A 21623-nucleotide genomic window follows, 5' to 3' on the forward strand; every position below is an offset into this window, starting at 1 on the left:
CCGTGTGCGGAACTGCGGCGACTGAACACCCTGTTCCTGGAACAGGGTCAAGTCCCGTCAGCGATCGATGGCGGCCATGTTGCCCATGTCATAGCGCTCGCCCTTCGCCGCGGCCAGGTTGCTCAGCCGGGCGATCTGGTCCGCGCTGAGCGCGATGCCGTCGACGGCGGCGTTCTCCTCCACCCGGGCGACCCGCTTGGTGCCCGGAATGGGGGCGATGTCGCCGCCCTGGGCGAGCAGCCAGGCCAGGGCCACCTGTGCGGGCGTGGCCGCCACCTCGGCCGCGACGGCCCGTACCTCCTCGACGATATGCAGGTTGCGTTCGAGGTTGCCGTCGGCGAAGCGCGGGTTGGTGCGGCGCCAGTCGTCGGTGTCGAGGTCGGCCAGCGAACGCATGTGGCCGGTGAGAAAACCGCGACCCAGCGGGGAGTACGGCACGAAGCCGATGCCCAGTTCCCGCAGGACCGGCAGGATCTCGGCCTCGGGGTCGCGGGTCCACAGCGAGTACTCGGTCTGGACCGCGGCCACCGGGTGCACGGCGTGCGCGCGCCGGATCGTCGCCGGGCCCGCCTCCGACAGCCCGATGTGCCGCACCTTGCCCTCGGCGACGAGCTCGGCCAACGCCCCGACCGTGACCTCGATGGGCGTGTCGGGGTCGACCCGATGCTGGTAGTAGAGGTCGATATGGTCGGTGCCCAGCCGGCGCAGCGACCCTTCGACGGCCAGCCGGATGTTGGCCGGGCTGCTGTCGGCGCCCGGGCGGCCCAGGTGCGAGACGAGGCCGAACTTGGTGGCCAGCACGACCTGGTCCCGGCGCCCCTTGACGGCCCGGCCCACCAGCTCCTCGTTGACGTAGGGGCCGTAGAGCTCCGCGGTGTCGAGGTGCGTGACCCCGAGGTCGATGGCGCGGTGGATGGTCCGGATCGACTCGTCGTCGCCTTGGCCGGCGCCGGTGTAGTAAGCGGACATGCCCATCGCGCCGAGTCCGATGCGCGAGACGTCGAGTCCGCCGAGCGAGACGGTTCGCATGATGGTGGCTCCTTGCGGTCGCTGATTAAGTACCGATCGGTACACAACCGTAGCACCCTTCCCGACCGATCGGTACGGAAGTCGCTGACCTCGGCGTACGCTGATGCCATGGGTGATGTCCGTGGTGCCGTCGTCGGCCGGCCCAGAGGATTCGACGTCGACGAGGCGCTGGAACGCGCGATGCAGGTGTTCTGGGCGCGCGGCTACGAGGGCGCGAGCCTCACCGACCTCACCGGCGCCATGGGAATCACGAAGACCAGCATGTACGCGGCGTTCGGCAACAAGGAGCAGCTGTTCCGCAAGGCGCTGGCGCGATACGCGGAGGGGCCGGCGTCGTACGCGACCCGCGCGCTGGCCGAGCCGACGGCGCGCGCGGTGGCCGAGGCGTTCCTCCAGGGAGCGGTCCGGACGACGACCCGCCCCGGTGGCCCGGCCGGCTGCCTGACGGTGCAGGGCGCGCTGGCGGCGAGCGACGAGGGGCGATCGGCGCACGACGTGCTCGCGGACTGGCGCAACGAGGCCACCGCCCGGCTCGCGGAACGCTTCCAGCGGGCGGTGGACGAGGGCGACCTGCCGAGCGACACCGACCCGGCGCGGCTGGCCCGCTACATCATGACGGTGGGCAACGGCATCGCGGTCCAGGCCGCCGGCGGCGTCACCGCCGCGGAGCTGCTCGAGGTGGCCGACACGGCGATGCTCAGCTGGCCACTGTCGCCACGACCGCGGCGGCGATCCGGCCCGCGCTGAGCGCGGGTTCGGTCGTCAGCTCGGCAGTTCGACGGTGTACGAGGTGATGGCGACCAGCTGGTTCTCCGCGAAGCGGTAGATGTCGCAGGACGCCACGACGGATGGTGGTTCGTCGGCGGTCACGTATTCCGCTGTGGAGTCGACCACGACGAAGTCGGGCCCGGTCAGGACGTCGAACTTCGTGAAGGTCGTCCTGGCGTCGGCGAGCCAGGCGGCCGACGCCTCGCAGGTTTCGCGTACCGCCGCGCTGCCTTCGTGGGTCCGGTCGCCGACGACGTCCCAGCGGACGGTCGGCGCGAGATGGGCGTAGGTCCGGTGGAACTCGTGGCGGGAGAACGCCTCCGCCACCTCGGCATCGACCTGGGTCATGTGACCGAGCCTCTCATGGTGCGGCGCCCGGCCCTCGCTCCTCACTAGACTGGGCCGCCGCGGCACCCATAGGGGAGGGTTCACATGGTTACGCGTCAGCTGCGGAGCACGGCCGTCCTGGCGATCGTCCTGCTGTCGATGGTCATCGCGACGCCGGCCGCGCACGCCGACGACGACGTGCGCGGGCTCTCCTGGCACCTCGACGCGTTCAAGATCAGTCAGGTGCACCGGGTCAGCCAGGGCGAGGGTGTGGTCGTCGCCGTCGTCGACACCGGTGTCAACGCCAACCACCGCGACCTGCGGGGCCAGGTGTTGCCGGGCAGGGGATTCGGGCCGGCCGCGGGCACGGACGGCCGCACCGACGTCGACGCCGCGGGCAGTCACGGCACGTCGATGGCCAGCATCATCGCGGGCAAGGGCGGCGGGTCCGGCCACATGTTGGGCATCGCGCCCAAGGCCCGGATCCTCCCGGTCAACGCCGGCGCCGGCAGCAGCGGCGCGGGCTCGGAGGCGCTGGTCGAGGCCGTCCGGTGGGCCACCGCGCAGAAGCCCGACGTGCTCAACCTGTCCATCGGCACCGACGCCACCGGCACGCCGGACCCGGAGCTGCTCGCCGCCATCGCCGAGGCGGTGCGCCAGGACATCGTGGTGGTCGCGGGCGCCGGCAACAGCGGTGCCGACGTCGCCGACACGGCCAAGGTCCCCGGCGTCATCTCCGTCAACGCGGTCGACTCGCGCAACGAGGTGTCGCCGCTGACCAACCACGGTCCGTCGCTGGCCATCGCGGCGCCGGGCGCGAAGATCCCGGTCGCCGTCAACCGCGGCGCCACCAACTACGCCTACATCACGGACGCGGCGACCAGCCCCGCGACCGCGATGGTGTCCGGCGTCGCCGCACTGGTGCGCGCCCGCTACCCCGACCTGGACGCCGCGAACGTGGTCAACCGGCTCGTCGAGACGGCGACGGATCGAGGGCCGAAGGGACGCGACGAGTCGTACGGCTTCGGCGTGGTCAACCCCCTCGCGGCCCTGACGGCGGAGGTGCCCACGGTCGACGAGAACCCCCTCGGCACGCCGGCGGCGGCCACCACGGCACCCGCCACCGACCCGGCGGTGGCCGCCGACGAGGACGACACCGGCTTCCCCACGCTGCTCATCGCGATCGCGACAGCCGCCGTCGTGATCCTCGCCCTGCTCGTCCTCGGCGCCGTCCTCCTGCTGCGCCGCAGATCCGTCAGCGGGCGCTGAGGATCCCGTCAACCCTCGCCAGCAGTCGGGTGGTCTCGTCCGCCGTCAGTCCCGCTTCGACGTCCGCGAGCAGCTTCTCCAGCTCGCCCGGCTCGAGCGTCCGGTGTTCGGTGGGTTCGCCGGGCCGCCGGACGGTCACCGTCTCGTGCGTGATCGAGATGTGGCGGTCCGGCCGGTGGCGCGTCAGCATCAGTCCACTTCGGAAGTGCGAGCTCGGGTACGTGCTGGTGAAGTGATGCCCCACGCGCACGTCGACCTGGTGCACGGGAAGCTCGTCGACCGTGTGCATCGCCTCCCAGGTGCCGCCGCGGAACCGCTCCAGCCGCCACGCCCGCCCGGTGTCCGGCGTGTCGACGGCGGCGAGGCGGAACGGCCACCCGCGGTAGTCGTCCTGCGCGCCGTCGGCCAGCAGGATCGGGCGCAGCAGGCTGTGCCCGAACCCCGGATCCGCCAGCCATCGCGCTCCCTCCGCCGAGACGATGACGACGCAGTGCGTACGCGGGGCCGTGCGCACGTCCCCGACCCGCCCCAGCCGGCGCTCGACCTGGTAGCCCAGCGCTTCCAGCACGGCGGCGAAGAGCGTCGCGTGCTCGAAGCAGTAGCCGCCCCGCCCGCGCCCGACGAACTTGGCCTCGAGCGCCGGCAGCTCGACGCCCGGATGCTGGTCGAGCAGCACATCGATGTTGTCGAAGGTGAACGTACGCACATGCGCCTCGTGCAGGGCCCGCAGGAACGGCAGCGTCGGCGCCGACCGGTCCAGTCCGACCCGCTCGAGATATGCCTCGAGATCCACGATCGCCTCCTCGCTCATGGGTTGACGGCGGCCTCTGCCACGGCGATCCTCCACCGGGCCGGTTCGCCGCGTCCTCCCGGAGGTTAGACGGTCGACGTCACGCGTGGGCCCCGGCCGCGAAGGATGGCCCACGTGCGCGGTTCGTAGACTTCGATCCATGAGCATCGGGTGGTACGGCGGTCTGGTCGCGCTGGAGTTCGGGCTCGCCGTCGTGACCGTGGTCGCTCTCTTGTGGATCCGCGCGCCGTACGGCCGTTATCAACGCGGCGGTTGGGGTCCGACGGTTCCGGGCCGGGTCGGGTGGGTGGTGATGGAGTCGCCCGCGGTCCTGGTCTTCGTCGCCGTGTTCGCCGCCGGATCGCGTTGCGCGGACCTGGTCCCCCTGGTGCTCCTGGCGCTGTGGCTGTGCCACTACGTCTACCGGGCCTTCGTCTACCCGGCGTTGATGCGCCCGGGCGCCCGCATGCCGTTGCTGGTCGTGGCGCTCGCGATGGTGTTCAACGTGCTCAACGCGACCGTCAACGCCTGGTGGGTGGCCGACCTCGGCGGTTACGCCGACGGCTGGCTCACCGATCCGCGCTTCCTCGCCGGGGTGGTGCTCTTCTTCGCCGGGCTGGTCGTGCACGTGCGCTCGGACTCCACGTTGCGCCGGCTGCGTGGGCCGGGCGAGACCGGCTACCGCATCCCGTACGGGGGCGCGTTCCGCTGGGTCAGCAGCCCGAACTACGCCGGGGAGATCGTGCAGTGGTTCGGGTGGGCGTTGGCGACCTGGTCCCCGGCGGGACTGGCGTTCGCCGTCTACACGACCGCCAACCTGGCCCCGAGGGCGATCGACCACCACGCCTGGTACCGCGAGCGCTTCCCCGACTACCCGGCCGAGCGGCGGGCGCTCGTACCCCATCTGCTGTAGCGCAGCACGAGCAGGTCCAGGGCGTCGATCACCGGTCGCGGGCAAGGGACTCAGGCGGCGGCGTTCCAGACCGTCAGCGCGTGCCGGACCAGGTCGGCGTTGTCGCTGATCGGTTGGCCGGCGGGGCCCGTGAGGGTGTCCTCGAGTCCGATGCGTGTCGGCAGCCCGAGCCGACCGGCGTGGGCGACCATCGGCCAGCAGGTCTCGTCCTCGCCGTGCAGCAGCCGTGGCCCGCCGACGCGACCCTCGTCGAGGATGGCGAGGATCGCGTCGGCTGTCTCGGCGGTGCCGTCCATGATCTCCACCAGGACGCGGGTCCACGAGCGGCGGGCGGCGGTGGCCAGCGTCCGTGCGTCGGCGGTCGACCACACGCCGGCCTCGACGCCGATCCCGGCTCGGTCCAACGCCTCGACCAGGTCGTGGAAGCCTGGCTCGCTGACGTTGACCGACGCGAAGTCCGGTCGGGCTGCCGCGGGCAGGTCGGTCCACCTGGTCACGGTCGCCAACCGTCGGCCGGTGTCGCCGTCGCTGATCCACAGGCCGGTGGTCACCCCGACCGGCACGCCTGGACAGGCCCGGCGGACGGCGGCGACGGCCGCCGCCACGTCGTCGGGCTCCAGCGACTGCGCGCCGTCCCGGTCGCGCGGATGCAGGTGCACCGCCTCGGCGCCGGCGGCGACCGCTGCGGCCGCCGCCGTGGCCAGCTCGTCGGGCGCGGTCGGCACGGCCGGGTGCTCGTCGCGGCGCCGGCCGCCGTTGACGCACGCCTTGATGCGGGTGATCTCGGGCCGCACGAGGATCCTTTCGCAGGTGGCTAGAGATAGAGGCCGGTGGCGACCGGCTCCCGGCCCTCCGTGCCGCCGTAGCCCTCGCGCAGCGCGTAGAGCTCGGCCAGGGTCGCGCCGCCGGCGGGCACCCCGGCCGACGTGCCGAGCCAGGTCGTGGCCTCGCCGAACGGCAGCGCCGGCACCTCGACGCGGGCCAGGCACCGCCCGGGCCGCACGACGGCCGGGTGCAGGCGGGCGAGGTCCTCGTTGGTCGTGATCGCCACGAGCACCTTGCGTCCCTGGCCGAGCAGCCCGTCGGTGAGGTTGAGCAGCCGCGAGAGCGCCTGGCCGGTGTTGTGCTTGGCCTCGCCGCGGATCAGCTCGTCGCAGTCCTCGAGCAGCAGGAGCCGCCACTTGTCGTGCCGCTTGTCGGGGCACCGGCAGTCACCGGAGCTGCTGAGGGCCACTTCCATCAGGTAGGCCGGGCTGCTGAACAGCGACTCCGGGTCGAGCACGCAGTCGAACTGGCACCACTCGTGCCACTCGCGCGCGAGCGCCCGCAGCACCGTGGTCTTGCCGGTGCCGGGCGGGCCGTGCAGCAGCAACAGCCGGCCGTGGACGGACTCGCGGTCGACCTTCATGAGGCGGTCGAAGCTCGCCGCCGCGACACCGGCGTAGTTGGCCCGGATGTCGGCCCACGAGCCCGCCGTGATCGGTCGGGGGTGGCGCTGCGGGCCCTGCGTCCCGGCGTACCAGAAGCCCATCTGCACCGCTTCCTCGACCGGCGCGGGCTCCTCGGTCATGCCGTCGAGCGCACGCTCGAGGATCTCGGCGCCCAGCTCGGCCGTGACGGCGGTGACCGAGACCTGGGCGCTCTTGTTGCGTGGCCAGTGCACGGACCGCAGCGTCCAGCCGTCGCCGGAGGCCAGCCGGGCGTGCTCGGTCGCACTGACGCTCTCGCGCAGCGGGCTGACGCCGGCCGGCAGCAGCGTGGCGTCCGCGCGCACGTCGGTCAGGTCGCGCGTCGTCGCGTGCGGCTGGTGACCGGCGACGAACGCGGTCAGCGCCAGCGCGTCGATGACGTCCCGAGGGGAGTCGGTGTCGTCGACGGTGAGCACGACGGGCAGCACCGACTCCGGCGCGACGCCGGGGGCGCCGAGCTCGAACGGAAACTGCCGCGGGATACGCACCCCTCAATGATCACCGCTCAAAGCCCTTGTGGATAGCGGATTTCCCGCAGCGTCGCACGGACTTGACATTCATCCCGATGATGAGCCGGTGAAGCTGCGTCGTCGCCGGGCCGACCGGGCCTTCGTCGCCATCGTCGGTCTGCTCCTGGTGGCCGGCGTGACGGTGACCGCGCTGCTGTCCCTGCGGGCCGCGGGGTCGGACGGGGACTGGTTGGGCTGGGTCGCGCTCGCTGCCTGGCTGGTGCTGTTCTTCGTGCTCGGGCTCCGGTTGATCCGGCGCGCTGCGAGCCGGTTCGCCGTCGATGTCGACGCCGACGGCTGGTCGTTGCGCCTGCCGTCGCTCGAGCGCCGGCTGGGGTGGGGCCAGATCGCGGCGGTGGTCGTGGCCGACGTCCCGGACAGCGGCGGGCGGCACGGCGGCGCGCCGGACGCGCGGCTGCTCCTGGTGCCGGCCGACGCGGTCGGATTTCAGGACGCGGCCGCCGAACGCAGCCCACTCGACGGGCGGCCGGCGCTGAACCTGTGCCGGGTGGACGAGGTGACCGGGGACGCGGACCGTTTCGTCGAGGAACTGGCGGCGTTGGCGGGCGGTCGGCTGCACGACCTGCGCAGTGCCCGGCCGCCGGAGGGAGCGGTGCGCCTGAGCGAGTTTCCCGCCGGGTCCGACCTCGCGCGGTGGCACCTGCGGCTGGACCGGCGCAAGGCGGTGGTGTTCGCAGGGTGGTATCTCATCGTCCTCGTACCCGTCCTCGTTCTGGTGGTGCTGGCGACCCGGTGGCACCAGGCGGTGGGGTTCGTCGTCCTGTTGACCGGCGGGGTCGCGTTGATCCTCGGCTTCTTCGTGGCCATGGACCTGTACGGCGACGGGCGGTTCCTGACCGACCGGGCCGCGCTGGTCGACGGGTCGACGCTGCGCATCACGTCCGAAGGTTGGGGGACCTCGGTCGACCTGCATTCGGGGACGATGCTCGTGCTGCCGCCGGGGAGGCTGAAGGGAACCGGTCGGGCCTGGGTGCTCGCGCACCGAGGTCCGAAGGGCAACCCCATCCCGGATCTCCTGCTGACCGATCCGCGCACCGGCCGCCCCCGTCGGCGGGCCGATCTCACCGCGCTGACCGAGGCCCTGCGCGCCTCACCACACGAGCCGGACCGGGTCGCCGGCCGAGACCTGGCCGACCTGGCCACGCGGACCTCGTACACCGACGCGCCCACCCCACCGTGGGAGGCCGACTCGCGGACGCGGATCGCATGGGACCTGTGGCGGGCGGTCAAGGGCCTGATCCGGACAGTGCCGCTGGCCCTGGTGGTCGCCGCCGTGGCGATGGCCGGCGGCGCGGTGTTGGACGCCGCGCCGTTCACCGGGCCGGCGATCCTCATCACGGCGACGGTCCTGGGCAGCGTGTGGCTCGCCTACGCGCTCTACCGCGTGTACGCGTTCGTGACCCAGGTCATCTGGACGGTCGCCCAAGCGTTCCGCTGAGGGTGGCTGCAGCGCACTACCCACGGTCCGCGAGCTCGTCGATGACCAGGAGGTCGTCGCGGCGGAGGCCCGAACGGTAGGCCACCCGGCCGACCATGTGGGCCGCCACCGGCGCCGTGGTCAGTTGGAACGCGCCGATCAGCACGAGCGTCGTGATGTCGACCGTGTTGCGGAAGCGCAGCGCGCACCCGAGCAGCACCAGCAACAGGCCCAACACCTGGGGCTTCGTCGCGGCATGCATGCGGGACAGGATGTCCGGGAACCGGTTCAGGGCAACCCCGGCCGCCAAACTGAACAGCGCCCCTGCGATCAGGCACGCCGACGCGGCCGCGTCCAGGGCGCTCATTTCATGTTCCGCGCGACGCTGACCGACCCCACGAAGCCCAAAATGGACAGCACGACGAGCACCGGCAGGGCGGTGGCGTCCTGCGTGTAGGCGGCCTCCGCGGCGATGGCGGAGACGATGACGGCCAGCACCACGTCGGTGGCGACCACGCGGTCCAGGATGGACGGTCCGCGCACGATGCGGACCAGGGCGAGCAGCGCGGCGACCGCCAGGATGACGGTCACGGTGATGGCGACGATGGTCATGGGACAACTCCGTTGGAGACACGGGCGACCTCGGCCGGCGCGCCGATCGCCTCGACGATCCGGCGTTCCAGGGCGAGCACGTCGCGGTGGAAGTGTTCGGCGTCCACCCGGTCGCGGACGTCGAGGACATGGACGTAGAGCACCCCGGCCGCGCGGTCGACCTCGAGGATCAGGCTGCCGGGGAGCAGCGTGAGCGCCTCCGCCGTCAACGTCAGGTTGAGGTCCGTGTTGACGCGCAGGCGCACGCCGATGATGGCGCTGCGGGGCGGCTCGCCGGGCCGGAACGCCAGCGCGGCCACTTGGACGCTGGCCAGGACCAGGTCCCACAGGAACAGGGCCGCGAAGCGCAGCAACGGGATCGGGCGGAGGCGGCCGCCGAAGACGACGGGCGGCAGCGGGAAGGCAATCAGCACGACACCGGCGACGAGCAGGCCGCCGATCAGGTTCGCCCAGCTGAACGTGCCCCACAGCAGGATCCAGACGAGGGTCATGCCGAGCAGGGCACCGATGGTGTTGTTGCGCCGGGTCCGGTTCACCGCGCGGCCCCGCGGACGGCCTCGACGTAGGGCACCCGGTCGAGCAGGTCGCCGGCCGCGTCGGTGGTGACGTCGAACAGCGGACCGGCGACGACCGTCAGCCCGACGCCGAGCACGACGAGCACGACGGTCGAGCCGAGCATCAGCAGTGACATCGGCCCGCGGTCGGTCGGCGGCGTGGCGGGCGGGCGGCGCCAGAAGGCCAGGTTCCAGACGCGGGCGATGGCGTACAGCGTCAGCAGGCTCGTCGCCAGTGCGGCGGCGACCAACGCCCAGCGGAGCCCGCCCCCGGCCGCGCTGCCGGCCTCGATCAGGCCCAGCTTGCCGAGGAAGCCGGAGAACGGCGGGATGCCCGCGAGGTTGAGCGCCGGCACGAAGAACAGCACCGCCAGCATCGGCGACAGGGTCGCGAGGCCGCCGAGGCGTTCGAGGGCCGTGGTGCCGCCGTACCGCTCGACCAGGCCGACGACGAGGAACAGCGTGGTCTGGATGGTGATGTGGTGCACCACGTAGAAGATGGCGGAGGAGAGCCCGAGCTGGTTGGCCAGGCCGATGCCGAACAGCATGTAGCCGATGTGACTGACCAGGGTGAACGAGAGCAGCCGCTTGACGTCGGACTGCGCGATCGCGCCCAGGATGCCGACCAGCATCGTCAGCAGGGCCAGCACGAGCATCAGCTCGCGGGTCGGGCCGCCGGGGAAGAGCAGGGTCTCGACGCGGATGATGGCGTACAGGCCGACCTTGGTCAGCAGGCCGGCGAAGACGGCGGTGACCGGCGCGAGCGCGGTCGGGTAGCTGTCCGGCAACCAGAACGCGAGCGGGAAGACCGCCGCCTTGATGCCGAACGCCAGCAGCAGCACGCAGTTGAGCATCAGCCGCAACCCGTCGGGCAGCGCGTCGAGCCGGCCGGCGAGCTGGGCCATGTTGAGGGTGCCGGCCGCGGCATAGACCAGGCCGACCCCGGCCAGGAAGATCAGGGACGAGAGCAGACTGACCACGACGTACGTCGTGCCGGCGCGCACCCGGTCCTCGGTCGCGCCGACGGTGATCAGCACGTAGCTCGCGACGAGCAGGATCTCGAAGCCCACGTAGAGGTTGAACAGGTCGCCGGAGAGGAACGCGTTGGTGACGCCGGCCGTCAGCACCAGGTAGCTCGGGTGGTAGATCGACAGCGGCGTGTCCTCGCTGCCGTCGGCCATGCCCTGGCCGATCGAGTAGACGAGCACGCACAGCGTCACCGCGGCCGAGACGACCAGCATGAGCGCGGAGAACTGGTCGGCCACCAGCACGATGCCGGTCGGCACCGGCCACGCGCCGACGGCGACGACCAGCGGTCCGTCGGCCGAGACGATCGCGAGCAGCGCGATGGCCACGCCGAGCACGCCGGCCAGCGCGGCCAGGCTGACCAGCCGCTGCGCCTGCGGGAACCGGGTGAGCATGAGGGTGATCGCCGCGCCCAGCAGCGGGATGACGACCGGCAGCGGGACGAGCGCGGTCACGGCGCCACCTGCGGCTCGTCGTCGTCGAGGTCCTCGACCTCGGGGCCGGCGTCGCGCTCGGCGAGCTCGACGATCCGGCGGTCCTCGACGTCGTCCTGCACCTCGTCGTGGCCGACCAGCCGCCAGCTCCGGTAGGCCAGCGCCAGCAGGAACGCCGTCAGGCCCAGCGTGATGACGATCGCGGTGAGGATCATCGCCTGCGGCAGCGGGTCGGCCATCTCGCCGTCCGGTGTGGTGCCGACGATCGGCGGCCCGCCGAACCGCCCGCCCGCGAGGATCAGCACGTTGACGCCGTTGGCCAGCAGGACCACGCCCATCAGCACCCGGGTCAGGCTGCGCTCCAGCAGCAGGATCACGCCGGCGGCGACGAGCACCCCGACCACCGCGACGTACGTCAGGTTCGGCGTCATCCGGCGGCCACCCCCTGCCGGTCGATCTCGCCGCCGAGGCTGCGCAGCACGTCGAGCATGAGGCCGACCACGACCAGGTAGACGCCGATGTCGAAGAAGATCGAGGTGACCAGGTGCACGTCGCCGAGCACCGGGACGTGCCGGTCGACGATCGCCGACTGCAGCACCTGGCCGCCGGCCAGCATCGCCAGCACGCCGGTGCCGACCGCCACGACGAGCCCGGCGCCGAGCACCGCGCCCGCGTCGACCGGCGCGGCGGCGTGCAGCTCGGCCTGGCCGCCGGCGAGATAGCGGACCGCGAGCGCGAGCCCCGCCACCAGACCGCCGGCGAAGCCGCCGCCGGGGGCGTTGTGGCCCGAGAACAGCAGGAAGATCGAGAACAGCACGATCGTGTGGAAGACCAGGCGGGTGACGACCTGCAGGATGATCGACTCCCCGCTGGGACCGGCCCGCAGCCAGCCCGGCGGCGCCTCCGGCCCGGGCACGCCCCGGCGGCGGCGCAGCGCCTCACTGCGCCGGAAGATCAGGCTGGCCACACCGGTGGCCGCGACGACCAGCACCGCGATCTCGCCCATCGTGTCCCAGGCCCGGATGTCGACCAGGATCACGTTGACGATGTTGTCGCCGCCGCCGAACGAGGGGGCCAGCTCCGCGTACACCTCGGAGACGGGCGCCGCCTCGCGGGCGCCGACGGCCACGTAGGTCATGCCCGCCGCGACCGCGCCGACCCCGATGCCGACCGCGATCCGGCCGAGCCGGCTGGTGCGGATGGGCCGCTCCGAGAACTTAGCCGGCAGCCGGCGCAGCACCAGCACGACCATCGCGATCGTGGCGGTCTCGACCAGGAACTGGGTGAGCGCCAGGTCCGGCGCGCCCTGCAGGATGAACAGCACGGCCACGCCGTAGCCGGACACGCCGACGAGGATCATCGCGGTCAGCCGGCGCAGCGCGCGCACGGCGGCCACGGCCGCGACGACGATCCCGCCACCGACGATGACCTGCAGCGACGTGTCCCAGGCCCGGGCGTCGTCGGGCCACGGCGCGGCGCCGATCAGGATGCCGCCCAGCCCGGCGACCAGCGCGAGCAGGATGACGACGAGATAGAACGGGAGCGAGCCGCGCTGGGTGGCGCCGGTCAGCTCGACGGCGGTCCGGTCGAGACCGCCCATCACCTTCCAGTACGCGGTGTCGCCGTCGAACGGCAGCGCGGCGCGCGGGATCCGGTGGCGGACGGCGAACAGCGCGGCGCCGGCGACCAGCGCGAGGACGCTCAGCCCCAATGGGCCGTTGAAGCCGTGCCAGACCGCGAGGTGGTAGTCGCCGCCGTCCGGGAACAGGTCGGCGTAGGGCGCGAGGGTGCCGCCGAGCGGCGCGGCGGCCGCGCCGACACCGAGGCCGGCCACGGCGAGCACCGCCGGACCGGCCAGCCAGTCGGACGCGATGGGCCGCGGGGTGGTCGTGGCGACGCCGGGTTTGTCGGCGAAGGCGCCCCAGAGGAACCGCAGGGTGTAGGCGACGGTGAGCACCGAGCCGAGCACCAGCGCGGCCAGCACCACGAGGTCGCCGGCGCCGTTGCCGTGCAGGAAGGCGGCGTACGCGGCCTCCTTGCCGACGAACCCCGCGAACGGCGGCAGCCCCGCCATCGACGCTCCGGCCAGCACCGCCACGGCGGCCAGCCAGGGCGCCCGGCGGCCGAGACCGGAGAGCTCCCGCAGGTCGCGGGTGCCGGTGTTGACGTCGATGATGCCGACCACCAGGAACAGCGTCGACTTGAACAGCGCGTGGGCCAGCAGCTGGGCGGCGCCGGCCAGGCCCGCGTCGTGGGTCGCCCCGCCGAACACCGCCGTCAGCAGGCCCAGCTGGCTGACCGTGCCGTACGCCAGGAGCAGTTTGAGGTCGTGCTGGCGCAGCGCGGTCCAGCCGGCCAGCAGCATCGTGACCACGCCGGTGACCAGCAGCAACGGCCGCCAGGGCTGATCGGCGCCGAGCGCGGGACCCAGCAGCGCGACCAGGAAGACGCCGGCCTTGACCATGGCCGCGGCGTGCAGGTAGGCGCTGACCGGGGTGGGCGCGGCCATGGCACTCGGCAGCCAGAAGCTGAACGGGAAGATCGCCGACTTGCTGAGCGCGCCGATCACGATCAGCACGACCGCGGCCGCGATCAGGCCGCCGCCCGGCGGTGGGTTCCGCTCGATCTCGGACCAGCGGAAGGAGCCGGCGACCTGGCCGAGGATGACGAAGCCCGCCAGCATCGCCAGCCCACCGAGCGTGGTGACCAGCAGCGCCTGGGTCGCCGCCCGCCGGTTCTTGCGCCGGGTCGGGTCCTGGGCGATCAGCAGGTACGAGAAGATCGTGGTCAGCTCCCAGAACACGTACAGCAGGAGCAGGTTGTCGGACACCACCAGGCCGAACATGGCGCCGGCGAACGCGACGAAGACACCCGCGTACCGGCCGAGTCCTGGTGTCCCGGCCGGGAAGTAGCGGGCGCTGTAGATCAGCACGAGCGCGCCGATGCCGCCGACCAGGACCACCATCAGCCAGGACAGGGTGGCCATCCGCAGGTCGACCGCGAGGCCGAGGTCGGGCACCCAGGTGTAGGTCTCGACGACGGCGGCGCGGTTGGTCAGGGCCAGTGCCCAGCAGAGGGCGGCCAGGGGTGCGAGCGCGACCAGGTAGAGCGCCCTGCGGCCCAGCCAGCGGACCAGCGCCGGGGCAGCCACCGCCACGACGGCGTGGACCACCACGAGCGCGAGCACACGCCCAGGGTAGGCGCAATGCCGCATTTAGGACGTTAGGTCGGCTCATGACGCGTGTGTCGCGCTGGCGGGTGGTAGTAGGCTCGGCACGTACGAGACGTCCCCGTCATGGCGTCTGTCCATGGTGGAAGGAGTCTCGATGCCGCTCACTCCGGCCGACGTCCACAACATCGCCTTCAGCAAGCCCTCGATCGGCAAGCGCGGCTATGACGAGGAGGAGGTCGACGCGTTCCTGGACTCGCTCGAGCAGGAGCTCGTCCGCCTCATCGAGGAGAACCACCGGCTGCGGGCCCTGGCCGCTCGCGAGCCGGCGGGCGTCGATCCGCGGCTGGCCGAAGCCGTCGACGAGGCCGCTGCCGATCTTGGCCGTGCCCAGCGGGCGGCCCGGGCGATGGAGGCCGAGCTCCACGAGGCGCGTTCCGCGCGGCGGGGCCCGGACCGTCCCGCGGTGTCGCCGCAGGTGCTGACCATGGCCGAGCGCAGCGCCGACAGCCACGTCGGCGAGGCCCGCCGGGCCGCCGACGACCTGCTGTCCGAGGCCCGCGCGACGGCGCGGCACATCACGGACGAGGCGCTGGCCGCGGCCGCCACCTTGGACCTGGACGCCCGCCGCCGGCACCAGGAGGCCATCGACGCCGTCGACGCCGAGCGCGCCGCCACGCTCGCTCAGATCGAGGAGCTGGAGGCCCTGGGGGGTCAATATCGTGCCTTGCTCCGCGGGCACGTGGAGAGCGAGATGCGGCGCCTCGGCGGTCGCGAGGCGCCCTGAGCCGCCAGCGTCAGCCGGATCGGGTGACGCACAGCCGTTCGGGGACGGTCCACCACTGGTCCGGGCGGTCGATGACGGGGGCGGTCGGGCCGTCCTCCAGGACGCGGGCGAGACGCAGCAGGAACGCGGCGATGCCCGCCGCACCCTGCATCCACGCGGTCCCCGGCGGCAGCAGCGGCGGATCCTGCCGGTGCTCGACGAACCGCCAGCGCGCCCCGTCGCCGTCGCGCACGGCCCGCTCGACCAACGCGTCGGCCATCGTCTCGGCGCCGCGCAACAGCCGTGCCGCGTACGCTTCGTCGGTCGTGTCCTGGGCGGCGTCCAGCAGGATGTCGCCGACGCCCGCGGTGCCGCAGCAACGCCCGTCGTTGTCCCAGAAGCCCGGCCGGAGGCGCTGCGGCACGCCCGACGTCAGCACCGAGTGGAGGCAGCGCCGCCGCAGCTCGCCGACCTCGTGGCCGCCGACCTGCTCGACCCCGGCCCGGGCCAGCGCGGCGAACACCTGCGAGGTGCCGGCCGGGCCGTGGCACCAGTTCCAGGTCACCGGCTCCACCTCGCGCGTCGACCGGGGGATGGTGTGCTCCACGACGAACCCGCCGTCGTCGAGGGCCGCGATCCGCACCAGGTGCTCGGCGCCCCGGCGTGCGGCGGCCACGAAGTCGGCCCGGCCGAGGGCGTGCCCGGCCACCGCGAGCGCCGCGGCCACACCGGCGGTGCCGTGCGAGAAGTTGGGGTTGCTCGAGCGGTAGCCCGGCCACATCCGCCAGTCCAGGCCGCCGCCTTCGGTCGGCTCGGCCACCCGGAGCAGCGCCTCGCCCCCGGTCGTCATGATCTCGGTGGCCGTGTCGCCCCCGGCCCAGGCGGCGGTCAGGACCACCCCGGCGCTGCCGGAGACGACGTCCGTGACGGGGCCGTGCGACTGCTCCCGCATGGCGGGCGCCGGTTCCCAACCCGCGGGGGTACGCAGCTCCGCGAGCCGCGCCATGGCCGGCCGCTCCCGGCCCCGGTCCAGCAGGCGTAGGGCCGTCACGTCACCGCCGAGGCCGTCGTACAGGGAGGGGTCGACGCGGTCCGATCTCGCGAGCCGGTCGACGATGGCCGCCCGCAGGGCCTGCTCCCCGTCGTCGAGCGCGCGCGTGCGGGTGAGCTCGACGAGCACGGGCGCGAGCCCGGCGATGCCCGCGTAGAGGGAGTCGCGGTCCTCGGCGGGTCGCGCCGGTTCGCCGTCGACGACCTCGGGGAGCCACGGCCCGTCCTTGTCCCGGACCTGGCGACGGACCCAGGCCCAGCCGGCCTCACCCAGCTCGCGATACGTCTCACCAGACACGCCGCCAACCTAGCGGGGTGTCCCGAGGCGTCGCGTCAGGGTCGGGATCATCACCGCCGCGGCGACGAGGTGGAGCCCGAGGAGGGTCGCGACGGTGGCGGTGTCCGCTCCGGAGAGGAAGGGCGGGACCAGCGAGATCGCGGTCAGCGACGCCGCCGTCCAGGCGAACCGCTCGGCGGGGCGGGCGCTCCACCGGCGCAGGGCGACGGCGATGGCGACACCGACGAGCGAGAAGAAGCCGGTCACCACGGCGAACCCGGGCAGCGGGATGGTCTCACCGCCGTCGGGGATCTGGAAGTCGACCCCGGCGGCCCTGGCGATGGCGGCGGCGAGCGTGGTGGCCACCATCGCCGCGAGCGTGGCGACGATGCCGGTGGCGGCGAGCCTACGCATGCAGCCGCTCCGGCAGGTCGAGCCGCGCGAACTGGTCGGCGTCGAACGTGACGATCTCGGTGATCGCTCCGCCGGTGACGCGCAGGACGTCGAGCGTCAGCGGCAGGTAGGCGCCCTCCTGCGGCCGCCAGTGATAGAACGCGACGGCCGGCTGCCGGTTCACCGACGTGGGAATGGCGCGCAGGCCCGTCATGCCCGGGAAGCCGCTCTCGACCCAGTCGCCGATCACGGCGTCGCGGCCGATGTGCAGGCCCGGCGTGGGTGGCATCGAGCAACGGACGTCGTCCCGCAGGAGCGCGGTGAGCGCGTCGATGTCCGCGGCCACGCTGGCCTCGGTGAAGCGCCGCACGAGCTCGCGTGTCGCGGCGTCCTCCTCCTCGGCGCCGGTCCAGTCCTGCCGCTCGGCGGGCAGGTGCTCCCGCATTCCGGCGCGGGCCCGCTGCAGCGCGCTGTTGACGGAGTTGACGGAGTCACCGAGGAGCTCAGCGACCTCCTTCGCCGACCAGCCGAGCAGGTCCCGCAGGATCAGCACGGCCCGCGGGCGCGGTGCGAGGTGCTGGACCGCGACGACGTACGCCAACTCGATCGTCTCCCGCGCGACGGCCAGGGTCTCGGGCTCGTCCGCGTCGCGCGCGGGCAGCTCGTCGAGCAGCCGATCCGGATAGGGCTGCAACCACCGCACCTCGCCGCCGCTCGCGGGCTCGGGTCGGCACGTGGCGAGCAGGTCGAGGCAGGCGTTGGTGGCGATCCGATAGAGCCAGGCCCGGAACGTCGACCGCCCCTCGAACGTCTCCCGCCGCCGCCAGGCCCGGAGGAACGTCTCCTGCACGGTGTCCTCGGCGTCCTCGAACGAGCCCAGCATCCGGTAGCAGTGCACGTGCAACTCCCGCCGGTGCCGCTCCGCCAGCCCGACGAACGCCGGCTCGTCGATCTCGCGCAGCCGCGTGTCCGTACCCATCACGTCATCCTTCCGCCTCGTCGTCTCCCGTCTTAGGTGTGACGGGTGCGAGCACGAAAACTCATCACCGCCGCCGCCCCGGTTGGCCTTTACGATCTTCTCGCCGACTAGGAGGGCGTGTTGAGCGGTCAGTTGACGAAGCGCCTCGCGCTGATGGCGGCGTTGCTCGTGGTGGGTTCGGCGATAACCGTCTCCACGATGTTCGGGCCGAACGACGTCGCTCGGCGGGGGAGCGCGATCCGGGAGACGGACCCGGGCACCATCTCGGTGCGGAACCCGCGCGTCGGCGACGTCGTGATGTTCCACATGGACATGCCAGACATCAAAGACGGCAAGGCCATCCGTGTCACCGAGGTCGCCGCGCCCGACAACGACTTGAAGCTTCTCGGCGCACGCGTCTATCACCGGCGGGACTTCGGCGGCGCCGCTCTGCTCGGCTGGCAGACCAGCAACGGCGGCGACCAGGATCCCCACCAACAGCCCTCGACTGACCTGGTGGGCGCCACCCTCAGCGGCAAGCGGAATCCGGAGCGCTTCGTGCTGTTCGAATTCACCGTCGGCGCTGCCGGCAACCATGCGATCGAAAGGATCGACATCCGGTACGAGTCGGCGTCCACCACGTACCAGCAGAGCCTCAAGGTTTCCTTCGAGGTTCGCGACGCGTTGCCTGACAGCTAAGCGCGGTTGGCGTACGCCGCCTTTCGGGCTTCGGTGAAGGCCTTGACCGGGTCGCCGAGGTATCGCCAGGTCCACCCGCCGACCTGGTCCCCGAGCAGGTCGAAGACCCGCGCGGCGGCGTCGAGCTCGCCGGCCATCCGCAGCCCCATCGCGAAGGCGTTCGTGCGGGGCACCCAGCCGAAGTCGGGCGTGAAGGCCGGATGGAGGACCGACCTTTGCGCCGCGGCCAGGATCTCGGCGCGCACCTCGGGCGAGCGGAGGTAGGCGTCGTCCTCGCCCCGCGGCAGCGACAGCCACTTCTCGAGGTGGGCGATCACGACTAGCTCCGGCAACAGGCTGCCGTCGGGCGCCTGCGCGGTGGCCTCCCGGGCCAACGCGAACATCTGCTCGTGGCTGCCGAACCACTTGGCGCACAGGTACTGCAACCGGTGCTCGTGCGCGACCACGTGGCCGGGGTGTCGCTTCACCACCTCGTCGAACCGGGCCTGGGCCTCCTCCGCGGCGACCTGGCGCCCCCGCGACGACATGACCAGCCAGGTCCAGCCGGCCACCTCGTCCGGATCGCGCGCGACCACCTCGTCCAGCAGGTCCTCCGCGATGCGCAGCCGGCGGAAGAACGCGCGGAACTGCTCGTCCTTGGTGCGATCGGCGCCCTGGGCGCCCCGGGCCGCCCAGGCCCAGTAGACCGCGTGGCTGCCCCGCACCAGCAGCGGAAGCGTCGACCCGGGCTCGGCCTGCGCCCATTCGCCGATCCAGTCCTGCACACCGTCGACGTCGCCCGCGATCTCCAGCAGGTAGGCCCGCGTATCCGGATCCGTCGCGGCGGCGAGGATGTCGCGGGTCGCCTGCCAGTCCCGGGCGCCGAGCGCGTCGATGAGCGCCCGCGCCCGCGGATCACCCTGCGCCGGATCGATGACGAGCCCGGCCTGCTGCCGACGCTTGCCGAACGGCCACATCTGGACCACCCTCCCCGTTTCAGGCGCGTGAGTCTACGGCTGCGCCCGAGCCCTTGGGGGGCACGGTCAAAGGGTCAGCCGGGCGGGTCCACGTCGCTGGCGGGCCGCATGGCCGGTGACGGGTAGACGGTGAAGACACGCTGGCCGTCCAGCCAGGCGGTGAGACGCCGGGCTTCGGCAAGCAGCGCCTCGTGGGCTGTGGCGGGGACGTCCTCGAGCAGGCGCAGCCGCACCGCGCCGGTCGGGTCCTGGACCCATGCGCCGACCACGCGGCCGTTCACCCAGGCCGTGGTTCCGGCGTTGCCGGCGCTGTCGAAGAGGTGGGGTGCGTGTGGGCCCAGGTAGAACGCGCGTGCCTGCCAGCCCATGACGGTCGGGTCGAGCAGCGGTAGGAGCGCGACCCATGGCTCGGGCGCGGCGACCGGCTCGAGATCGTCGGCGCGCAGCCAACCGACCGCACCGTCGGCGAGGGACACCGGCGAAGCGCCGACGTCGTCGAGGGCCGTCCGCACCACGGACTTGGTGGCGCCGAGCCACCAGGCGATGTCCTCGACCGTGCCCGGTCCGTAGGACCACAGCCACCGGCCCACCAGCTCCGCGTAGCCCTCGCGCGACGTGAGCGCGCCGGGCACCCGCTGACCCCACCACGCCTGCGTCGTCGTCCAGGTCGGGCGGCTCGTGTGCCAGGCGCCGGCGTTGCCTGCCCGGGCCACCGCGCCGTCGAGGCTCAGCTGGGTGAGGATTTTGGGAGCGATCGCCACCCGTCCGCCCCAGGTCCTGCCCGGCGCCTGTTCCAGGACGCCGCCGGCCTCGGGCACCGACTCGCGGATCTGCTTCGACGACCGCGGCTCGCCGTCGGCGAGCCGGGCCAGCACCGCCTTCTCCACGGTCGCGAGCCAGGCGGCCCCGTGGGAGGCGCCGTTCGCCGCCCATCGTTCGAGGTCCTTGAGGAGTCGTTTGCGATGGACCGCGGCCACCCGGGCCGCCGCGCTTCCCCACACCGCCGGCACCAGGTCGCGCGGGAAGACGAACAGCGTCTCGCGCATCGACTGCTGCCTGACGAGGGTGCGGGTCTCATACAACGCCCGCTCGACGTCGTCGACGGTGACGCCGTCGACCCGCGCCCAGCACGACAGGTGCACGCTCGGCGGCTCGGTCGCGTGCAGGCACACCACCGCGCGGGCCGCCTCCTCGGGCGAGCTCACCCTGGCCGACCCCGCGAGTGCGTGCCGCACACCCAGCCGGGCGCGGCGCTCCTCATCCGTCACGGTGCGCACGAGCCCCATTCTGGCCGACGCGGCAGACTAACCCGCGACGAAGGAGCGGCCGGAGTGGACGTCAGGACGGACGACGGGTGTCGGTTGTGGGTCGAGCGGACCGGTGTCGGGCCGCCGCTGGTGTTCTGTCACGGCGGGCCAGGATTGTGGGACTACTTCGAGCCCGTCGTCGCGCAGCTCGGCGACGTCGCCACCTGCGTGCGCTGGGACCAGCGCGGCTGTGGCCGGTCGCAGCGCCGCGGCCCCTACACCGTCGCGCGGTCCGTCGCCGACCTCGACGCCGTGCGTCAGACGCTCGACGAAGACCGGATCGACCTCCTCGGCCATTCCTGGGGCGCCATGCTCGCCCTGCGGTACGCCCTCGCGCATCCCGATCGCGTACGCCGGCTCGTCTACGTCTCCGGCACCGGCGTCGACCCGGGGGAGACCTGGCGGCCCGCGTTCGCCCGCGCCTTCGCGCAACGCATCGGCGCCGACGGGCCCCGCTGGCGCGAGCTGCTCGACCGCGACCCGAGGACACCCACCGAAGATCGGGAGTACGCGGTCCTGCAGTGGTCCACCGACTTCGTCGACCCGACCACCGCCCACCAGCACGCCAGGGAGCTCGGCTGGCTCGGCATCGGCTGGGAGTGCGCGACAGCCATCAACGCCGAGATGCGCCGCTACCTGGACCAGACTGATGTCCTGACCCTGTGCCGCGGCCTGCGGACACCCACCCTGATCGTCGACGGCGATCACGACCTGCGCCCACGCGCCGCGGTCGACTCGCTGGAGCAGGCCCTCCCCGACGTGCGCCGGGTTCACCTCGCCGACGCCGGCCACATCCCCTGGGTCGAGGATCCGGACGGCTTCCGCAGAGCCGTCGCCGGCTTCCTGACGGACCACACCACATCGAACATCTCAACTTGAAAACGAATGAGTGCAATCGTATGCAGTAGCG

General features: G+C 72.7%; 23 protein-coding genes. 7 read left to right on the top strand and 16 right to left on the bottom strand.

The annotated features are described in order from the left end of the window. Window positions 1-57 precede the first annotated feature (57 nt). Complete coding sequence (locus O7635_RS22510; RefSeq protein WP_278082434.1) at window positions 58-1029, bottom strand: aldo/keto reductase; 972 nt, start codon at window positions 1027-1029, stop codon at window positions 58-60. A gap of 108 nt (window positions 1030-1137) precedes the next feature. Between O7635_RS22510 and O7635_RS22515 the strand changes: the two genes are divergently transcribed. Beyond that, the gene (locus O7635_RS22515) at window positions 1138-1776 is read left to right on the top strand and encodes a TetR/AcrR family transcriptional regulator (protein WP_278082435.1); all 639 of its coding nucleotides are present in this window, start codon (window positions 1138-1140) and stop codon (window positions 1774-1776) included. Window positions 1777-1791: 15 nt separating this feature from the next. Here O7635_RS22515 and O7635_RS22520 read toward each other — a convergent pair whose 3' ends face one another. Further along, window positions 1792-2145 (bottom strand): nuclear transport factor 2 family protein, encoded by a 354-nt coding sequence (locus tag O7635_RS22520; protein WP_278082436.1) that lies wholly within the window; start codon window positions 2143-2145, stop codon window positions 1792-1794. 84 nt (window positions 2146-2229) lie between these two features. Between O7635_RS22520 and O7635_RS22525 the strand changes: the two genes are divergently transcribed. Beyond that, window positions 2230-3393, top strand: coding sequence for a S8 family serine peptidase (locus O7635_RS22525; RefSeq protein WP_278082437.1), 1164 nt, complete (start codon window positions 2230-2232; stop codon window positions 3391-3393). Here O7635_RS22525 and O7635_RS22530 read toward each other — a convergent pair. Then, window positions 3380-4186 carry an arylamine N-acetyltransferase gene (locus tag O7635_RS22530; RefSeq protein ID WP_278082438.1) on the bottom strand — a complete coding sequence of 269 codons (807 nt, stop codon included), beginning with the start codon at window positions 4184-4186 and terminating at the stop codon, window positions 3380-3382. The two genes, O7635_RS22525 and O7635_RS22530, sit on opposite strands and share 14 nt — an antisense overlap. Window positions 4187-4343: 157 nt before the next feature. On the opposite strand from O7635_RS22530, the gene O7635_RS22535 reads away from it, so the two are divergent. Next, a complete protein-coding gene (locus O7635_RS22535) occupies window positions 4344-5096 on the top strand; it encodes a methyltransferase (protein ID WP_278082439.1) in 753 nt (250 codons plus the stop codon). A 50-nt stretch (window positions 5097-5146) separates the two neighbouring features. On the opposite strand, the gene O7635_RS22540 is transcribed toward O7635_RS22535, so the two are convergent. Together O7635_RS22540 and O7635_RS22545 are read right to left on the bottom strand one after the other, a co-directional pair. Further along, complete coding sequence (locus tag O7635_RS22540) at window positions 5147-5890, bottom strand: 3-keto-5-aminohexanoate cleavage protein (protein ID WP_278082440.1); 744 nt, start codon at window positions 5888-5890, stop codon at window positions 5147-5149. A gap of 20 nt (window positions 5891-5910) precedes the next feature. Continuing rightward, window positions 5911-7053, bottom strand: a complete 1143-nt coding sequence (locus tag O7635_RS22545) for a DUF5925 domain-containing protein (protein WP_278082441.1) — start codon at window positions 7051-7053, stop codon at window positions 5911-5913. 88 nt (window positions 7054-7141) lie between these two features. Here O7635_RS22545 and O7635_RS22550 point away from each other — a divergent pair, with 88 nt between their 5' ends. Then, window positions 7142-8533, top strand: coding sequence for a hypothetical protein (locus O7635_RS22550; RefSeq protein WP_278082442.1), 1392 nt, complete (start codon window positions 7142-7144; stop codon window positions 8531-8533). A 16-nt stretch (window positions 8534-8549) separates the two neighbouring features. Here the strand turns inward: O7635_RS22550 and mnhG are convergent, their stop codons facing one another. The 6 genes from mnhG to O7635_RS22580 are packed head-to-tail and all read right to left on the bottom strand — an operon-like array spanning window position 8550 to window position 14325. Next, complete coding sequence (gene mnhG / locus O7635_RS22555) at window positions 8550-8879, bottom strand: monovalent cation/H(+) antiporter subunit G (RefSeq protein ID WP_278082443.1); 330 nt, start codon at window positions 8877-8879, stop codon at window positions 8550-8552. Further along, window positions 8876-9124, bottom strand: a complete 249-nt coding sequence (locus tag O7635_RS22560) for a monovalent cation/H+ antiporter complex subunit F (protein WP_278082444.1) — start codon at window positions 9122-9124, stop codon at window positions 8876-8878. The genes mnhG and O7635_RS22560 overlap by 4 nt, the downstream gene beginning before the upstream one ends. Next, the gene (locus O7635_RS22565; protein ID WP_278082445.1) at window positions 9121-9660 is read right to left on the bottom strand and encodes a Na+/H+ antiporter subunit E; all 540 of its coding nucleotides are present in this window, start codon (window positions 9658-9660) and stop codon (window positions 9121-9123) included. Before O7635_RS22565 ends, O7635_RS22560 begins: the two co-directional genes overlap by 4 nt. After that, the gene (locus tag O7635_RS22570; protein ID WP_278082446.1) at window positions 9657-11159 is read right to left on the bottom strand and encodes a Na+/H+ antiporter subunit D; all 1503 of its coding nucleotides are present in this window, start codon (window positions 11157-11159) and stop codon (window positions 9657-9659) included. The genes O7635_RS22565 and O7635_RS22570 overlap by 4 nt, the downstream gene beginning before the upstream one ends. Continuing rightward, window positions 11156-11569, bottom strand: a complete 414-nt coding sequence (locus O7635_RS22575; protein WP_278082447.1) for a Na(+)/H(+) antiporter subunit C — start codon at window positions 11567-11569, stop codon at window positions 11156-11158. Before O7635_RS22575 ends, O7635_RS22570 begins: the two co-directional genes overlap by 4 nt. Next, complete coding sequence (locus O7635_RS22580; protein WP_278082448.1) at window positions 11566-14325, bottom strand: Na+/H+ antiporter subunit A; 2760 nt, start codon at window positions 14323-14325, stop codon at window positions 11566-11568. Before O7635_RS22580 ends, O7635_RS22575 begins: the two co-directional genes overlap by 4 nt. A 139-nt stretch (window positions 14326-14464) precedes the next feature. On the opposite strand from O7635_RS22580, the gene O7635_RS22585 reads away from it, so the two are divergent. Beyond that, window positions 14465-15094, top strand: coding sequence for a DivIVA domain-containing protein (locus O7635_RS22585; RefSeq protein ID WP_278082449.1), 630 nt, complete (start codon window positions 14465-14467; stop codon window positions 15092-15094). 10 nt (window positions 15095-15104) lie between these two features. Here the strand turns inward: O7635_RS22585 and O7635_RS22590 are convergent, their stop codons facing one another. The 3 genes from O7635_RS22590 to O7635_RS22600 are packed head-to-tail and all read right to left on the bottom strand — an operon-like array spanning window position 15105 to window position 17772. Further along, window positions 15105-16421 (bottom strand): lanthionine synthetase LanC family protein, encoded by a 1317-nt coding sequence (locus tag O7635_RS22590; protein WP_278082450.1) that lies wholly within the window; start codon window positions 16419-16421, stop codon window positions 15105-15107. Window positions 16422-16430: 9 nt separating this feature from the next. Then, complete coding sequence (locus O7635_RS22595; protein WP_278082451.1) at window positions 16431-16814, bottom strand: DUF6069 family protein; 384 nt, start codon at window positions 16812-16814, stop codon at window positions 16431-16433. Next, complete coding sequence (locus O7635_RS22600) at window positions 16807-17772, bottom strand: RNA polymerase subunit sigma-70 (RefSeq protein WP_278082452.1); 966 nt, start codon at window positions 17770-17772, stop codon at window positions 16807-16809. Before O7635_RS22600 ends, O7635_RS22595 begins: the two co-directional genes overlap by 8 nt. Before the next feature lie 120 nt (window positions 17773-17892). Between O7635_RS22600 and O7635_RS22605 the strand changes: the two genes are divergently transcribed. Then, the gene (locus O7635_RS22605; RefSeq protein WP_278082453.1) at window positions 17893-18450 is read left to right on the top strand and encodes a hypothetical protein; all 558 of its coding nucleotides are present in this window, start codon (window positions 17893-17895) and stop codon (window positions 18448-18450) included. Here the strand turns inward: O7635_RS22605 and O7635_RS22610 are convergent. Together O7635_RS22610 and O7635_RS22615 are read right to left on the bottom strand one after the other, a co-directional pair. Next, on the bottom strand, window positions 18447-19406 hold the full coding sequence (locus tag O7635_RS22610; RefSeq protein WP_278082454.1) for a DUF4034 domain-containing protein: 960 nt from the start codon (window positions 19404-19406) through the stop codon (window positions 18447-18449). The two genes, O7635_RS22605 and O7635_RS22610, sit on opposite strands and share 4 nt — an antisense overlap. 74 nt (window positions 19407-19480) lie before the next feature. After that, entirely contained in the window at window positions 19481-20683 is a 1203-nt protein-coding gene (locus tag O7635_RS22615) for a winged helix DNA-binding domain-containing protein (RefSeq protein ID WP_278082455.1), read from the bottom strand. Between the two features lie 54 nt (window positions 20684-20737). On the opposite strand from O7635_RS22615, the gene O7635_RS22620 reads away from it, so the two are divergent. Next, window positions 20738-21592, top strand: coding sequence for an alpha/beta hydrolase (locus O7635_RS22620; protein WP_278082456.1), 855 nt, complete (start codon window positions 20738-20740; stop codon window positions 21590-21592). Window positions 21593-21623 lie beyond the last annotated feature (31 nt).

Source organism: Asanoa sp. WMMD1127 (genome assembly GCF_029626225.1).
GTDB lineage: Bacteria > Actinomycetota > Actinomycetes > Mycobacteriales > Micromonosporaceae > Asanoa.

Excerpts from the sequence above, each read along its gene's own strand:
- O7635_RS22525 (WP_278082437.1), top strand. The coding sequence starts at position 2,230 with ATGGTTACGCGTCAGCTGCGGAGCACGGCCGTCCTGGCGATCGTCCTG.
- O7635_RS22600 (WP_278082452.1), bottom strand. The coding sequence starts at position 17,772 with ATGGGTACGGACACGCGGCTGCGCGAGATCGACGAGCCGGCGTTCGTC.
- O7635_RS22560 (WP_278082444.1), bottom strand. The coding sequence starts at position 9,124 with ATGACCATCGTCGCCATCACCGTGACCGTCATCCTGGCGGTCGCCGCG.
- O7635_RS22520 (WP_278082436.1), bottom strand. The coding sequence starts at position 2,145 with ATGACCCAGGTCGATGCCGAGGTGGCGGAGGCGTTCTCCCGCCACGAG.
- O7635_RS22575 (WP_278082447.1), bottom strand. The coding sequence starts at position 11,569 with ATGACGCCGAACCTGACGTACGTCGCGGTGGTCGGGGTGCTCGTCGCC.
- O7635_RS22595 (WP_278082451.1), bottom strand. The coding sequence starts at position 16,814 with ATGCGTAGGCTCGCCGCCACCGGCATCGTCGCCACGCTCGCGGCGATG.
- O7635_RS22585 (WP_278082449.1), top strand. The coding sequence starts at position 14,465 with ATGCCGCTCACTCCGGCCGACGTCCACAACATCGCCTTCAGCAAGCCC.
- O7635_RS22535 (WP_278082439.1), top strand. The coding sequence starts at position 4,344 with ATGAGCATCGGGTGGTACGGCGGTCTGGTCGCGCTGGAGTTCGGGCTC.
- O7635_RS22515 (WP_278082435.1), top strand. The coding sequence starts at position 1,138 with ATGGGTGATGTCCGTGGTGCCGTCGTCGGCCGGCCCAGAGGATTCGAC.
- O7635_RS22610 (WP_278082454.1), bottom strand. The coding sequence starts at position 19,406 with ATGTGGCCGTTCGGCAAGCGTCGGCAGCAGGCCGGGCTCGTCATCGAT.
- mnhG (WP_278082443.1), bottom strand. The coding sequence starts at position 8,879 with ATGAGCGCCCTGGACGCGGCCGCGTCGGCGTGCCTGATCGCAGGGGCG.
- O7635_RS22510 (WP_278082434.1), bottom strand. The coding sequence starts at position 1,029 with ATGCGAACCGTCTCGCTCGGCGGACTCGACGTCTCGCGCATCGGACTC.